At 68.6% G+C, this 13,851-nt stretch carries 17 protein-coding genes; all 17 read right to left on the reverse strand.

All coding sequences use genetic code 11. The annotated features are described in order from the left end of the window. Positions 1–7: 7 nt before the first annotated feature. Positions 8–364: a DUF6317 family protein gene (locus tag FHU30_RS14000; protein WP_253875751.1), complete on the reverse strand. Its 357-nt coding sequence runs from the start codon at positions 362–364 to the stop codon at positions 8–10. Beyond that, positions 361–813 (reverse strand): hypothetical protein, encoded by a 453-nt coding sequence (locus tag FHU30_RS14005; protein ID WP_253875753.1) that lies wholly within the window; start codon positions 811–813, stop codon positions 361–363. The genes FHU30_RS14000 and FHU30_RS14005 overlap by 4 nt, the downstream gene beginning before the upstream one ends. A 41-nt stretch (positions 814–854) precedes the next feature. Next, positions 855–2,075: a S8 family serine peptidase gene (locus FHU30_RS14010; protein ID WP_253875757.1), complete on the reverse strand. Its 1,221-nt coding sequence runs from the start codon at positions 2,073–2,075 to the stop codon at positions 855–857. Next, complete coding sequence (locus FHU30_RS14015; RefSeq protein WP_253875760.1) at positions 2,072–3,355, reverse strand: WXG100 family type VII secretion target; 1,284 nt, start codon at positions 3,353–3,355, stop codon at positions 2,072–2,074. The genes FHU30_RS14010 and FHU30_RS14015 overlap by 4 nt, the downstream gene beginning before the upstream one ends. A gap of 15 nt (positions 3,356–3,370) precedes the next feature. Beyond that, on the reverse strand, positions 3,371–3,820 hold the full coding sequence (locus tag FHU30_RS14020) for a hypothetical protein (protein ID WP_253875762.1): 450 nt from the start codon (positions 3,818–3,820) through the stop codon (positions 3,371–3,373). A 357-nt stretch (positions 3,821–4,177) separates the two neighbouring features. Next, positions 4,178–4,666: a hypothetical protein gene (locus FHU30_RS14025; RefSeq protein ID WP_253875765.1), complete on the reverse strand. Its 489-nt coding sequence runs from the start codon at positions 4,664–4,666 to the stop codon at positions 4,178–4,180. A gap of 82 nt (positions 4,667–4,748) precedes the next feature. After that, the gene (locus FHU30_RS14030; RefSeq protein ID WP_253875767.1) at positions 4,749–5,543 is read right to left on the reverse strand and encodes a DUF2786 domain-containing protein; all 795 of its coding nucleotides are present in this window, start codon (positions 5,541–5,543) and stop codon (positions 4,749–4,751) included. Between the two features lie 119 nt (positions 5,544–5,662). Then, entirely contained in the window at positions 5,663–6,733 is a 1,071-nt protein-coding gene (locus FHU30_RS14035) for a DUF4192 domain-containing protein (protein ID WP_253875770.1), read from the reverse strand. 92 nt (positions 6,734–6,825) lie between these two features. Beyond that, a complete protein-coding gene (locus FHU30_RS14040) occupies positions 6,826–7,128 on the reverse strand; it encodes a hypothetical protein (protein WP_253875773.1) in 303 nt (100 codons plus the stop codon). A 16-nt stretch (positions 7,129–7,144) separates the two neighbouring features. Beyond that, the gene (locus FHU30_RS14045) at positions 7,145–7,444 is read right to left on the reverse strand and encodes a DUF8033 domain-containing protein (RefSeq protein ID WP_253875775.1); all 300 of its coding nucleotides are present in this window, start codon (positions 7,442–7,444) and stop codon (positions 7,145–7,147) included. 44 nt (positions 7,445–7,488) lie between these two features. Beyond that, complete coding sequence (locus tag FHU30_RS14050) at positions 7,489–7,902, reverse strand: hypothetical protein (RefSeq protein WP_253875778.1); 414 nt, start codon at positions 7,900–7,902, stop codon at positions 7,489–7,491. Positions 7,903–8,014: 112 nt separating this feature from the next. Continuing rightward, positions 8,015–8,356, reverse strand: a complete 342-nt coding sequence (locus tag FHU30_RS14055; protein ID WP_253875781.1) for a hypothetical protein — start codon at positions 8,354–8,356, stop codon at positions 8,015–8,017. Positions 8,357–8,595: 239 nt separating this feature from the next. After that, complete coding sequence (locus FHU30_RS14060) at positions 8,596–9,387, reverse strand: hypothetical protein (RefSeq protein ID WP_253875784.1); 792 nt, start codon at positions 9,385–9,387, stop codon at positions 8,596–8,598. Positions 9,388–9,490: 103 nt separating this feature from the next. Further along, positions 9,491–9,730, reverse strand: a complete 240-nt coding sequence (locus FHU30_RS14065; RefSeq protein ID WP_253875786.1) for a hypothetical protein — start codon at positions 9,728–9,730, stop codon at positions 9,491–9,493. A 532-nt stretch (positions 9,731–10,262) separates the two neighbouring features. Further along, positions 10,263–13,034, reverse strand: coding sequence for a BTAD domain-containing putative transcriptional regulator (locus FHU30_RS14070; protein WP_253875789.1), 2,772 nt, complete (start codon positions 13,032–13,034; stop codon positions 10,263–10,265). Then, entirely contained in the window at positions 13,031–13,456 is a 426-nt protein-coding gene (locus FHU30_RS14075; protein ID WP_253875794.1) for a pilus assembly protein TadG-related protein, read from the reverse strand. The genes FHU30_RS14070 and FHU30_RS14075 overlap by 4 nt, the downstream gene beginning before the upstream one ends. After that, positions 13,453–13,851 (reverse strand): TadE/TadG family type IV pilus assembly protein, encoded by a 399-nt coding sequence (locus tag FHU30_RS14080; RefSeq protein WP_253875797.1) that lies wholly within the window; start codon positions 13,849–13,851, stop codon positions 13,453–13,455. Before FHU30_RS14080 ends, FHU30_RS14075 begins: the two co-directional genes overlap by 4 nt.

Raw genomic sequence — 13,851 nt, forward strand, 5'->3', positions numbered from 1 at the left:
CCTCCGCTTACTTCTTCTTGCCGTCGGGGCCGCCCTCGGGAAGCCCCGTTTGGGCGTCGCTGCCGGGAGCGGCCGTATTTATGGCGTAGGTGAAAAGTGAGGCGACGTTGTCGTCGTGGTTCTGATAGTTCTCCGCAGCCCACCGCAGCTTCTTGCCATGCTGTTGCACCCCCGTGCCGATGAGGCTTTGAAGATCCGCCACCATGTCCAGAGCCGTGGATATGGCATTGTTGCATTCGGCGTTCTGGGTGTTCGGCTTGGGCAGGGAGAGCGGAGGCAGGAGCAGTGCGTAATCCACTCCCAGGAATTCCAGCTTCTTCCCTGTCTCATGAAGGCTGTCCAGTGTAACTTCGAAGCCGGTCATGGGTTACGTCTCCCGTCCGTCGCATCTTTCTCGGATTTCTCCATGCCGGCCTCTAGCGTGGGGTTCGCAACGACCCTGATCTTCGCTTCGCACATGTGAAGCATCAACTCGAACACCGACACCTTGGCATAGGGCTGGCCGGGGCCAAGTTCCTGCAGGAGGATGTGGGAGTCTGTGAACACGGCCAGCCCCGGTTCGCCGTCGGCCAGTCTCCGCAGCTCGAGGCGAACCTCCTGCGCCCGCTCACCAGAGTCGTCGTACGAGCGGGTTGGAACGTACACGTACGCCGGGGCAGCGCCGTTCTCCTCGGGCTCGGGCTCAGGTTCGCGTTCAGCGGCGTGGACGGGAGCGCTTACAGGCGTGGCGCCGATACGACGAGCGACCTCGTCCGCGTCCTTGGGGGCATTCTGAATGCGGGAATTAAGCAGCCCGCCGATGGATTTATCCACGGATCATCTCCAGTCTCAATGTTTCTCCGATCGGGAGACACTCAGCGTGTACGAACGGAACTCTTCCGCACCCGTGACGTGATCAAGGCTGCCCCCACGATGAGGACCAGCAGCGTTGTGCCCGCGCCTCCCGAAATCCAGAGCACCCTGGAGGAGTGGTCGTGTTTGTCGGCTCGCTGGGCGCTCTTCGCCGTGGGGCCCGACGGTTTGGCGCTGGTCGCGCTTCCCTGCCAGTGGGCGTAGGCGTCGTACAGCGGATTGGGAGAAGAGGCGGAGACAGGGTGATGCCGGGGATCGATGGCCGCGGCGAGGTCGAGCCATCCGAAGCCGGTTCGGTCATTCCAGCCCGGGCCGCCTACGGGTCGGGCCGTGGCGAAGAGTCGCTGGACCACGGTTCGAGCGGGCATGGTCGGGTTCGCCGCCCGGATCAGCGCGACGGCGGCCGAGGTCAGGGCGGACGCAGAGCTGGTCCCGGCTCCGGAGTGAGGGACGCCGTGCTTGTCGACCAGGGTCGTGTCCGCACCTGGCGCCGCGAGGGTCACATAGTTCTGGCGTTGGGTCTTCTTCCATGGGGTGAGGTTCTTGGTGACACCGCCCACGGCGAGGACGCCGGGGCAGGACGCGGGCTGCTCCGGCGCGTTATCGGCGTTCCCGTCGTTGCCCGCCGACGCCACCAACACGGCGTCGTGTTCGAGGGCGTAGCCGATGGCCGGCGCCAGTTGCGGACTGCAGTGCACGGGCAAGAAGGTCGAGGAGGTCTGGCCAAAGGACATGTTGATGACCTTGGCGCCTCGATCGACCGCGGTCGTGATCGCCTTGGCCAGGACGTCCCCGTCCAGTGTGGAGACCGGGACACGGATCGGAAGCACCTTCGACTCCGGGGCGATGCCCACGTAGCCGGTCGCCCCTCCACCGCGGCCGACCATCTGAACGGTCATGGCGGTTCCGTGGCCGGGTGATTCGCTGTCCAGGTCGACCCGGCCGTCGGTGCTCTGGTCGATCAGGTCGACGCCGGGGACGACCGCACCGGAGAGTTCCGGCAGTTTGGCATTGACGCCATAGTCAAGGACCGCGATGGTGACCCCGGCTCCCCGGGTGGTAGGCCAGATCTTGTCTTGAATCGACCAGGTCCGAAACCACCACTCGTCCGGTCGCGGCGACAGAGCGGCGGCACCGGCGGGGACCGGTGAATTGATCGCGGCGGTGCCGGCCAGCACCGCCGCGGTCAGTCTGCGCCACGGACGCGCAGCGCGCTTGATCATGGCACGCTCGGAGGTTCGGAGGCTGCGGGGCCTTGCGCCTCGCGGGCTTCGAGTTCGATGATGCGCGCCAGGGCCGCCTGCAACAGCTCCGCGGTGTCGGGCTCGGTCGCCGCTGAGTCCTCTGGCGCCTCCGTGCTCGGCTGTGGCGGGGCCTCACCGATGATCCCCGGGACCGATTCCACGTCGCCGTCCCAGAGCGACCGCTCCTCCGCCAGCCAGGCACCGCGGTTGCGCTCGCGGTCCTCGCCCTCGCCGGTCCGGTGGCCGGGCACGCCCGCAACGCCCGGCGATCCGGAACGTCCCGCGGCACTCACGCCGGGGCCCCCGATGCCGGGCGTGCCCCTACCCGGGCCAATGGCCGAGCCGGGGCCGACACCCGGCCCGGGGACGACACCGAAGCCCGGGCCTCCCGGGTTGGCGCCGGGGCCCAGGCCGCCTCCGAAGGGGGACGAACCAGGCGGCCCACCTGAGCCTGCGGGTCCAGCCCCCAATCCTCCTGGACCCTGTCCATCAGCGGAGGGGGCGAAGCTGGACAGATCGGTTCCGCGTGGGCCGCCGTTGCCATCCGGCCACCACTGCTGTGGCTGACCGTGGCCCTGGGGATGCGGCGTGGCCGCACCGTTTCCCGACCCGTGCCGCCATCCATTTCCGCCAGGGTGATGTCCTCCCCCCGTCGACGACTCGTCGGGGTGGTACTCCGGGCCCTTCCCCCCGCCGACCGGTCCCGCCACGCTGCCAGGGCCCGAGCCGTTCCCCGGTCCGGAGTCGGGTCTGCTCGGAGGCCCCCAGTCGCCACGCCCCCCACCCGGTGGTGGGGGAAGTCTGGTGGCGAGGCTGTCGGGCATGGCCTGCCAGGTTTGGCTGATGCGGCCGTTGGCGGCCTGCATCCACTGCTGAGCCTCTTGGGTGGTCTTGGGGGTGGGCATGCTGGTGTGATACCAGGACAGGTAGGTGTCACCGTGTGCCTGCACCGCCCGCCCGGTGCTGTCGGACTGCTGGAAGATCTGCATCGCCGCCTCGTGCATGTCCAGCAGCTGCGCCTGAGCGGCGTTGGAGGCCGGGCCCGTCCACGCCTCCGCCAACTCGTTGGAGAACCCTTTGAGGTTGGCAACCATCTGCTCGTAGGCACCGGCGAAGTTGACGTAGGACTGCCCCGCACGGCTCACGGCGGCGGGGTCGGTGCCCTTCAGCAGCGCGACGATCTGCTCTTTGGAGGTGTAGGACCCCGGCGAACCCGCCGGTGCGGAGCCTTTCAGGGGCACGTCGTTGACGTTGGTCATGACAGGAACGCCCCTCTACCAGGATGGGCCGGTTGGCCTGGGCTGGGTGGTCAGCGGACTCGGCATCTGGCTGGGCTGCGGGGCGGCCTTGAGGAGCTGGTCGAGGCGTTTGATCTTGGCGTCGATGATCTGCTCGTGCTCGTCGTAGACCTGCATCGAGGCGTGCAGTTTTCGCACCATGTCACGCAGAGCATGGACGAATGCGACATGCTGCGCGGTGATGCCTCGATGGGCGGTCGCGACGTTGCCGGCCAGTCCGACGGCGGCGTCCCACTGGCCGTAGGCGGCGGCCGGGATCGCTCTGGCCGTGCTCAGATGCGCGGTCGCTGAGTCCACCATGACTTCCAGGTAGCCCTCCAGCTTCTTGGCCAGGGGACGCAGGTCCTGGTGGATGATGTCCTGACCGGCGCTGGCGAGTCCCTTCCAGTTGTCCTGTGGATTGGTGTTCGGGCCGTCATGGGCCATCGACTCCTCCGGGGGAGCGGAGCGGATGAGAAGGCGCGGGGACTCAGCGCGTGATCATGCCGCAACTCCTCGAAGCGAGTCAACCCCTGTCACGTCCCCAGAAATGACGCCTGTCAGCACCGCTGTCGCCACTCGTCATCGTCGATGCTCCTGACCTGCGCGGCCGCACGCCAGGGACCCTCCGGTACCACCTGGTCGCGGCCATTTCCTACCTGGTCGACTCGCCTACGCAGCGCTCAGTTGTCCACTTCACTGAGCTTGTCCGTGCCAACACCTCAACCTCGCGGTCGGAGCACCGAACTCCAGGCGTCCACTCGACCTCAGGCGGCAAGCGCTTCCATAGCTTCTGATGATGTTTCACCCGGGAGGGGTGCCGCAGAGCACCCGAAGCAACGTGTGACCAAGAGTGTGCTCGCTGGGGCGGAGGGCCACGGTGACGATTTCAGGATCGTCGAAGACGGGGGTGCCGTCGGGACGACGGGTGTAGGGCACGCGGCCGTAGTCGACGCCTTCGGCCAGGTCGCAGGTGGTCCACATGATGACCTCCTGCTCGCCTTCGCGGAGCGGGTGATTGGAGACGGGGCGGGCAGCGATGCTGTCGGGCGTGATGAGCCAGACCATGGGGACCGCCAGCGCCCAGCGCGTCGCGCCGGTCTGCTTGGCCTTGTCCGCAGCGCGCCGTTCGAAAGCGCGGGCGGTGGCCTGGTTGCGCAGGTAGTCGTAGTCGCTCAGGACCAGGCGGGGGTTGCCGTCCAGGACGACGATGGCCGGGCAGTCGCGGGTTTCGACGGCCTTGGAGACACGAGCGACAACGTCGAGCAACAGCGCCTCGGTCTCATCGTTCATCCTCAGCCCTCCGTCGTGACACCCGCCGCCCGCCTGCCGTCATGTCCCACCGTAGGACCGACGGAAGGCGGGTAGGGCTCGGTCAGTTCAGCTCATCTCGGCGAGGGCGGCCGAGCTGGCTGTCACCGAGATCGGCGGACCGTCCGGCGGCCCTGCCGCGTCGATAGGCGTGCTCGTCCAAGCGGCGGCGGCCGCGGGCCTTGCCCAGCTTGGGAAACCGGCGCTGGAACTCGGCGTGCACGAGCTGCTCGCGGTTCACCAGTACCAGCTCACGCGACTTGGCAAGCGTGTCGCCGGTCGCGGCGTCGCCGCTGAGCTCGTCGGCGTACTCGGCGCGGGCCGCCTGGAGCCTGTCCTTGATGCCAACACCGAAGCCGCGCATGAAGCTGCGCCGCGCTCTGGCCGATTCGGCCGTCTTCTCGGCTGGGCTCAACCAGCTGGGCAGGGCGCGCACCCGTTCCCTGGCGCTTCTGCCCGCGGCGTTCTCCATCTGGAGCAGCACGGAGGGAAGAAGGATCTTGAGATTGTCGATCGTCGGTTCTGGGCCGACGATCAGGACCCAGCGGATGCGGTTGCCGACATCGTTGCCGCGGAAGGCGACCTCGCAGCCCATCCCCTCGGCGACGTCACCGAGGGCCCAAGCGCGTTCCTTGCCGTGGCCGCCGCGTCCCGACACCGCGTGCTCATATAGGACGATCCGCTCGCTGACCTCACCGGTGCCGGTGTCCAGGTCGGCATCGGCGATCTCATACTTGAGCATCAGCAGCCCCACGCGCGCGAACGCCGCCTCACGTTCGGCATCGGAGGTGTCGGGGTGTTCGGCCAACGCCAGGAGCTGCTTGACCTTCCGCACTTGCTTGGCTTTGTCCTCGGCCATGGTGGCCTGCCTCCTTACGACGGGACCGGCGGACCGTCCCTGCGGTGAGGACGGCCCGCCGTTCGGTGAGCACCCGCCGCGCGCGACGGGTCGGCGCGCGTCGCGGGGCGGTCGGTGGATCAGGTGGACTCGGACGGTGCCCCGTAGGCGCGGTCGACGTCTTCGCGATTCACGAAGTCGCGCAGCCTGGAGAGCGGAACACCCTGACTGATGGTGACCCGGACAAGTGCTGCCAGGGCGTAGTTCGGGTTGGCCCGCTCGGCGCGGTCGAGCGCGAGGTTGGCCAGTGCGCCTTTGCCGGTCATGTAGGCGGCGAACGCCAGCAGTGACGCGGGCGCCGCAGCGAGCTCCGGGGTGGTGCGGCGCAGGACGTCGGTCCACAGGGCGACGTCGACGCCGGGATCGTCGGTGTCGATACGGATCCACGCCTCGTCCCGAAGGCGAAGATTGCCCAGCAGGACACTCAACTCGGCGATCTCCTCGACCGTCGCCTTCGGCCCGCCGTCACGCGTCCGCGCGCGCAGGTCGTCGAGGCCGCGCAGAAAGCCGGTGATCGTCTCCTTCGGCGTGCGCCTCGGGTCGATGTGACGGGTGTCGTGGTGACGACGCTCCGCGCACGCGACGGCCTCGCGCATCGCCGGGAGTTCGGCGACGACTGGCGCCAGACGCAGAGCCAGGTCGTCCCTGCTGGCCTCAGCGACCAGGCCCTGGAAGACGGCGGACGCGGAGACCGGTAGCGCGGAGGGGTCGAACGGCACGCCCTCGGGCGGACAGCAGGCGGGATTGGGGCAGTTCAGCGACCACCACCTGCCGTCCTGCACGCGAAGAAGGTCGACGATCCTCAGGCCGGCCTCCGCGGCGTCCTGGATGAGCCGCCGGCCGAGCGGCTCGACGGCCCGCTCGCTGCCGAAGCCGATCAGGATGGCCTTCCGGAAGCCCCGGTTGCGCAGGACCGCGACGATCTGTGACCCGCACGTCCGGTCCTCGGACGGGTCGCCGGGGTCAGGGAGGTCGATCCGGATGGCGCCGACTCCCTTGGAGTCGTTGAAGCCGACGGCCACCAGGGAATCGGCGGGGTGGAACCCGAGCAGGTACGGGACGGCGGCGATCATGTCGGCCGGTGTCCGGACCGTCAAACGCGCCGGGGCGCCCACGCCGGGCAGGCCGGACGGCGGAATCGGAAGGTTCATCGGTGGTGGTCCTTTCCGCGCGAAGGGCCGTGCGCGACAAGGCACACACGGCCCACGAGGCGGCTGGTCTGCTTCGGTTCGTCCGGAGACGGTCAGCACCGCTCGACGCGCACACCCGCGCGCGGCCCGAAGTAGACGCGCCAGTCAGGGCAGGCGGGGTCGCTGTCCGGGGAGGCGTAGAGCCAGATCTCGCTGTCGGTGGTGACGGCGGGCAGGTACACCTGTTCCGGCTCCCGCTCGATGAAGTCGAAGTGCTCGGTCCGACAGCCGTTGCTGTGGTACCTGTCGCGTAGGGCTTCCTTGGCGGCGCTCAGACTGTGGAGCCGTTCGAGATCGTCATCGGGGGTGGGGCGGCTGTAGCTCGGGCCGCCCCACCACAGTCCGTAAAGAGTCATGGGTGGGCCGTTCCTGCTACAGCCAGCGGCTGATGAGCAGCTGGTGTCGGCGGGTGGTGCGCGAGTAGGACTCGTCCGGGATGACGGTGCGCCCGTCCTCGCACACCCACCCGATCGGCGTGGCGTACGACAGCACGACGTAGGTGATCCCGGGCGCGGACCGGTCGGCATGGTAGGCGGGCCACCACTCGGTCGGCAGCCGCCCCACCGACGGCGGCGCGTCGGTCACGGCCGACAGGCCACTGCCGGTGGTGAAGGCCTCGCGTCTGAGCAGCATCCGGCCGACCTTCGAGGAGCGGCTGGAGATCTTGGGCATGACGGGTTCTCCGTTCTGTCTTTCGCAGCGGGACGGTTGGTCGATCAGCGGTCGGGGCAGGTAGGCGACAGGTGCTCGGCGTCCCCGCAGTAGCCGCAGGAGTCGTCGAAGGTGAACAGCGCCAGGTCCTCGGCGAACTCCCCGCGCCATGCGGTCTGCTCGGGGGTGAGGTCCTCGGGGTCCTCCGAGGGCGTGATCAGGAACGCCAGGATCGCTATGGCGGCCTTGACCAGAGCGTCGGTGGACAGTTCTTCGCCGACCGGCGAGCGCATGTCGCGCCCCTCGAAGATCGTCCGGCCGTGGTGGGCGAGCCGGTAGGCCCACCGGATGCGGTTGTCGTCGGTGCGCTCGACCGCCTCGAGTTCGATCGTGTGCGCTTCGTCGACAGCCCACAGCGCCATCAGGCGGGGCGAGATCCGCCATCCGCGCGGGAGTTCGATGATCTGGCTGTACGTCACAGGAGCACCGTCCTTTCGGGCGGTCAGGGGCAGGTGGCACCGCCGGGCATGTCGCACCTGGGCATGGGAGCCAGGGAGCCGCGGGCACCAGGGGATGCGGAGCCGGTGGTGATCAGTCGAGTCGGACGGCCTGCACGCTGGCCTGGTAGCGCTGTCCCGCCGCGTGGATCTTGCCGGAGGCGTAGTAACCCGTCCGTCCCGTGCGGAAGTCCTTGGCCACCAAGTCCTGCGCGGTCAGCTCGCGGAACGCCTCGGCCATCTCGCCGAGGGACGCCTCGGGTGCGAGCATCGGGTTGCCCTTGGACCCGATCAGGATCGCCTGGGCCTGCACCTGGTACCGCTCACCGTCCACGGTGATCTTGCCGCCGGCGCGGTAGCCGCGCGAACCGGTGCTGAACGTCTTCTGTCGCAGCTCCTCGGCGACCAGGTCGCCGATCGGGTACCGAATGTCCATCGCCCTCACTTCCGCTCAGCATTTCCCCGATCTCGGCAGTGAACACAATCCCGCGAGGGACGAATTCGCGTACCGATCACCTCGGGTGCAAGCGTCGATTCCGCCCACATATAAATACGGCTTCGGCGACTCTCGAAGCGTCCGCAGCGACAATGATTCTTTGGATTCTCACCGCTAGGGAAAAGGGCATGGCCCCGGATGCCGTGAAGGCTTCCGGGGCCATGTTCCCTATGGGATGTTCAGGGGGTCCTGCCGTTGTCGCCGTAGCCGAAGGTGTCGCGCGCGTCGTCAAGCCGCGCCGACAACTCCCGCCATTCGGCCAGCGCCTCCTCCCGAGTACGGATCACCTGACGGCGCGACCCGTACGCCCCTCCGTGCCGCTCCTGCGCCAGAGCCGCGAAGGTGCCGGCCCGTCCAAGATCGTCGGCGGCATCGGCCTTCTCCATGAGCTTGGCCAGGGTCGGGAAGTCGCCACCGTCGCCCCACGCCATCGCGAACAGCTCTCCGCTGTGCTGTGCCAGCGCCGACCCGCGCAGCATCGCCAGTGCGGTCCCGTCGGTGTCCGGTGCAGTCCGCTGGGGCTGCGACCCGCCGCGCTGGCGGTAGCCGTTGCGTGCTGCGGCGTCGCGCACCGCCCAGCGCCGCAGCATGGCGCGGGTGACGGTCATCTGCGCGCCGTCGCGCCGTACGTACAACCAGCTCAGGTTTTCCGGGGCGGCGCCAGTGCCGGAGGTGGGCACGCAGTGTGCGGTGACCTCCCGCAGCTTCTGCGCGAAGATCAGCACCGCGTCTTGGGCGGTGTCGTCGCACACGTCGTCGGTACCGTACGGCGCGTGCCCGTGCTTGACGACCGTGGCGCTGCCGTCGGCGCGCTTACGTGATCGGGTCGCGTCCACCGCATGGCAGTAGCCGCGCGCCAGCTTGCGGATCTCGCTCCAGTCGTCGCCGGTGATCCGCGCCATGTCCGCGCGCTCAAGCGTGGCGCCCGGAACGCTGCCGGGAGAGGACTGGGTGAAGACCGCCTTGTTCATGATCGCCTCCGTTTCACTCCCGCACTCCAGCGTGCGGGACGGTTCCGTGTGGGTCCGGGTGGCGAACGGCCGGAACCGATTCCGGCCGTTCGCCACGGCGAGATCAGCCGCGCCGTGCGGGCTCGGCGCGCACCAACTCGGGGTATTCCTTGGCCACGTTGCTGGTACGGCTCACGGCGTGGATCCCAACCGTCCACGCGCCGTTCCGGCGGACTTCCCGGAAACAGCAGTCGGCATACAGCAGACGATTCGACACCGTCGGGTCGGACTTGAGCGTTCGGGTGAAGTCCACCCATCGGTGACTGGACCACGAGCAGCCGCCGCATTTGAAGATCTTGTCCATTTCCGTCTCCCCTTCTCTGCTGCACTGATTCAATTCTCCCAGACTCATATCGAGAACACAGGTGGGGAACTGGGATTACTTCTCTAACCAAAAGGCAGGTGCCGCCGTCGGTCGTCACACAGAATGCGATCCGGACGGAACTCCGACGTAAGGACGTCAGTCATTTACTCTCGAGCGCACTCCCATCAGCCATTCCGCGAGTCTCGCCGAACATGTGCAGCACGGAGAGGGCGCGAGTGTTCAAGTAGAGATGCGAACGGAGAATGAAACAAAAAGATCAAAAGCGATAAATGCATGGTATCCACGCCCTCGCCGCGTTTTCACATCGCCCGTTCGGCCACCGCCGCCCCTTTATGGTTCCTGGTCTTCCAGCCAGTCGGAGTCTTCAGCGGGCATCCCGCCAAGCTCACTAGCTGGGGATTCACCGCAGCCGGGATACCCCGGTCAAGCGGAGTCCAGTTGGGCAGGGCATCGCGCGAGGGACCGGGCAGGGCAACGACTACGACTTCCGGCGATGTGGGATCAGGGGGTCTCACACGAGGCGTCGACGGGGAATCGTCGTTCCCTCGCCTGCCGCTCCTCGGATGCGCCTCACCAATTCGAGCGTTTCACGTTCGGGTTCCAGCCCGATCTCGTTGAGTCTCGCCCGGAGTAGTCTGAGGGTTCTCATCGCTGCGTCCGCGCGGCCGAGAAAAACCTGGACCCGCATGATACGGCGATAGAGGTCTTCGATGTCCGGATCCAGGCTCCTCGCCTTTTCCAGGGCGTGAAGCGCACGTTCGGGATCGTCGGATTCGGTGAGTTCGGCGAGTTGCGCAAGGACGTCACATTGGGCACGCACCAGCGGGTAGCGGTCCTCGTCGAGCCACTCCCATGTGGCACCCTCGGCCGGCTCGCCTCCGCACAAATCGGCTGCAGCCTCCAGGGCCGTGAGTCGGACCGAGTCGTCGCGGGCGGCACGGACGGCAGCCAGGGCCCTTTCGAAGTCCCACACGTCGACGCTGATCACCTCACGGTCGATCTGGTATCGGTCGCCGTCGGCGAACACGAAGCGTGAATCGCGGTCGGTCGCCTCGCGGAGCGGATCGCGCAGATGCCGCAGCGCGCTATGGAACCGGTCCCCCGGCTCGTGGTCGGGCCACAAGGCCGCGCACACATCCCCGCGCGTCGCTCCGGGATGCAGCGCCAGATAGACCAGCAACTCGAATGCCTTGTTGCGGCTGCTCAGCGCAATATCGTCGTCAGCGCGAACGCTGGGGCGGCCGAGGACCCGCAGGCGGATCGGCGGTTGCTGCTCCGGGCTCTCATTCAATTCGCCGGAGTTTCCCAGCGCGTCGGAGTTCTCCGGTCCGCCGGAGGCCACCAGCATGTCGCCGTCCTCGGGGAGGTCCGCTACGTGGTCGGGGGCGGTGCCGTGGCCGGCGAGGTCGGACGGGTCAGTCGTGGTGTCGGATGCGTCGTCGTGACGGTCGACATCGCCGGTTTCGTCGCTGAGTGCTGCGTGGGCGACTGCCAGCACGCGCAGGAACTCCGGCGCGTCATCGGCGGTGACCTGGAACAGCCGGGCCTGGCGCAGTCGCTCCGCGAGGGGACCGGTCGCGCTGGTGACGGTGCCGTCGGCGTCAACGGTGCAAGCAGTACCGACGTTACTCTCCGACAGCAGCACCGCGGCCACGGCAAACCGAGCCGCGTCGTCGACCACACGCCGAAGGCGGGGAACGTCGGCATCGGGGCCGCCGAACGCGACCAGGGTCGGTACTGCTTCCCCGGGATCAGCGGCGCGCAGGGCTGCCACGCCGTCGAGGCCCTGCCGAACTGCCAGCGCGGCGCGGATGCGTCGATGGTGTTCCAGAAACTGCCCGACCACCTCAGCGTTGTCCGCGATTTTCAGACCGGGGAGGCGGACCGTAGTGGCGGACGGGCCGAGAAGGCGTTCGGCCTCGGGCGCGGGAAGGATCAGGCGGGCTCGGGCGGGGTCGGACTCGTTCAGGACGGCCAAGGCCAGCGCACGGGCGACGTCGTCACTGCCGGGCCCGCTCAGCGCCAGCACCAGCCCCGGCACGTCGACTTCGACTGGTTCTCCGTTCGGGTCGACGCCGATCTCCAGGTGGGTCAAGGGCGCGAGAGTGAACGCGGTGCGGACCCGCTCGTGGTCGGTGGGCGGTGGCGCGCCGGTTCGTACGACGGCCTCGGCGCGCCGGTGGGCGCGGCTGCTGTCCCGGACGCTCGGTGCGAGTGCCGGTTCGTCGGTGATGTGGACACCCTGTCGGACAGGCGGTGGGACGTGGCGTCGGCGGCGACGCAGCCGGGACGCGGCCAGCGCGGTGGTGATCCCCGCTGCGAATGACATCGCCATCATGCTCCCCGACCGCAGCATCACCCACCGTCCGGGCCGATCATGCTCATCGTGCGCGGCGGTGTCCTGCCCGTGCGGGAGCCTGTCCGGCAGCGTCGGAAGCACAGAGGTGACTTCAGGGGCGCGGGTCTGGTCACGGCCGTCTCGCGTGGGTTCGACGTGCTCGGACGCCGGAGTGTGGGAGGGCTTGGGGCGCGCCTGGGGGTGTTGTGGCACGGGCCGAGTTGCCGGAGGCCCAGACGGGGTGGCCGGAGGCGCGGTCGGTGCGACCGGAGGCGCGGGGTGGCGGTGGGGGCGCGGTTTGGACACCGTCTTACGAGGTGTGGAATCGGGGAGGCGAAGCTGCCACCCGGGCCGGATCAAGTCGGGATCTTGGACACTTCCGCCGTCGGATTGTCGCTGGCCCTGGTTAAGGCGCCAGACCTGTTTCCAGCGGCCGGCTTCCCCCAACCTCCGTTCGGCGATGCCCGAGAGCGTGTCGCCGGGTCTGACCTGATAGTCGTCGTCCTGGTCGTGGACGGACGCGGAAGCGTCGACCGGGCGATGGTGCACTGGTGTCGCAGCGGCCGCCGGCAGCGGTGCGGCCATCGCAGGCGAACCGGCGCCCAGCAACGCCACGGTGATCAGTCCGCTCGCCAGCCGCTGGGGCGCTCCCAGCCCTGGCAGGCGCGGCGGCGCGGGCAGCCCGCGCGCCCGGGCTGCCGCGTCCAGCAGCACCGCGGCGGCGAACGACGCCCATGCCGTCCACGCCACCAGCCGTAGCGCGCCCAGCAGCAGGGTTCCGTCGTCCTGCCGCATCAGCCGGTCAAGCACCTCTCGTGCGCCTGGCAGGTGGCCGGGAATCGGCGAGCCCGCAGCGGCCAGCAGCGCCAGTGGAGCGCCCACTGCCAGCGCTGCCAGGACGGCCCATGCCAGGGCGGCGCGGGCGAGACGGACAGCGTTGCTCAACGGTTCTCCCCTTCCACACCGGTGGCCAGATCCGCACTGGCGGAGGCGGTCTGGGAGACCGAACCGATGCCCGCCATCGAAAGCATCCAGGTCGGCTTGGTGACCGTGACGCGGACCAGCAGAGTTCGCGTGCCGGTGATGCTCACGCTGCCGCGATGTCCGCCGGCGGCCAGGTAGCTCTCGGCGGCGCGGACCGCCGCTGTCCGGTCGATGACGAACCGTCCGCGCCCCGAGTAGGCGGCGGTCTGGTCGACCTGTCCCGCGCCCGCGCGCGCGGCTTCCTGGGCGGTGCCGACGGCTTCCCATCCGGCGCGTAGTTTCGCGCCGCCGTCCACGGCCAGGCCGATGAACATCGTCAGGATGATGATGAAGATCAGGGCGTAGGGGGTGATCGAACCGCGATCGTCACAGAGGCTCCTCATCCTCGCCCCCGGTAAGGGTCAAGGGGGCTGATCGAGTGAGCCCTCTTTGTCACGCTCGCGGCCATGCCGGGAAATCCGAGGTCAGACAGGGTGATCCGGCAGGAGACGGTGGCACCCACGTTCGCGGGAGACCCTGCAGCACGTGCGAATCCCGCGGTGTCGACCTGGACCGCCGCGTCGGCGCAGTGTAGTCCCCCGGAACGGAGGGAGGCCTGGGCGCTCGCCACGGCCGCGTGCTTGGCGGCCCAGGGTGTCCGGGCGATGGACGCCTCGCGGGCCGCGTCGCGCGCGGCCGCTTCCACGGTTCCAAGGGCGATGGTCACTCGTCCGGCAGCGACGGCCAGAAGCAGGAGCAGGACGACGACGGGGATGGCCACCATGGCCTCGGCCGTCAC

This window comes from Actinomadura rupiterrae (assembly GCF_024172125.1).
Lineage (GTDB): Bacteria > Actinomycetota > Actinomycetes > Streptosporangiales > Streptosporangiaceae > Spirillospora > Spirillospora rupiterrae.

Bases quoted from the DNA above. Each gene is read 5' to 3' on its own strand.
- FHU30_RS14010 (WP_253875757.1), bottom strand. From the start codon at position 2,075: ATGATCAAGCGCGCTGCGCGTCCGTGGCGCAGACTGACCGCGGCGGTG.
- FHU30_RS14045 (WP_253875775.1), bottom strand. From the start codon at position 7,444: ATGCCCAAGATCTCCAGCCGCTCCTCGAAGGTCGGCCGGATGCTGCTC.
- FHU30_RS14020 (WP_253875762.1), bottom strand. From the start codon at position 3,820: ATGGCCCATGACGGCCCGAACACCAATCCACAGGACAACTGGAAGGGA.
- FHU30_RS14040 (WP_253875773.1), bottom strand. From the start codon at position 7,128: ATGACTCTTTACGGACTGTGGTGGGGCGGCCCGAGCTACAGCCGCCCC.
- FHU30_RS14030 (WP_253875767.1), bottom strand. From the start codon at position 5,543: ATGGCCGAGGACAAAGCCAAGCAAGTGCGGAAGGTCAAGCAGCTCCTG.
- FHU30_RS14015 (WP_253875760.1), bottom strand. From the start codon at position 3,355: ATGACCAACGTCAACGACGTGCCCCTGAAAGGCTCCGCACCGGCGGGT.
- FHU30_RS14055 (WP_253875781.1), bottom strand. From the start codon at position 8,356: ATGGACATTCGGTACCCGATCGGCGACCTGGTCGCCGAGGAGCTGCGA.
- FHU30_RS14060 (WP_253875784.1), bottom strand. From the start codon at position 9,387: ATGAACAAGGCGGTCTTCACCCAGTCCTCTCCCGGCAGCGTTCCGGGC.
- FHU30_RS14075 (WP_253875794.1), bottom strand. From the start codon at position 13,456: ATGAGGAGCCTCTGTGACGATCGCGGTTCGATCACCCCCTACGCCCTG.
- FHU30_RS14035 (WP_253875770.1), bottom strand. From the start codon at position 6,733: ATGAACCTTCCGATTCCGCCGTCCGGCCTGCCCGGCGTGGGCGCCCCG.
- FHU30_RS14065 (WP_253875786.1), bottom strand. From the start codon at position 9,730: ATGGACAAGATCTTCAAATGCGGCGGCTGCTCGTGGTCCAGTCACCGA.
- FHU30_RS14025 (WP_253875765.1), bottom strand. From the start codon at position 4,666: ATGAACGATGAGACCGAGGCGCTGTTGCTCGACGTTGTCGCTCGTGTC.
- FHU30_RS14000 (WP_253875751.1), bottom strand. From the start codon at position 364: ATGACCGGCTTCGAAGTTACACTGGACAGCCTTCATGAGACAGGGAAG.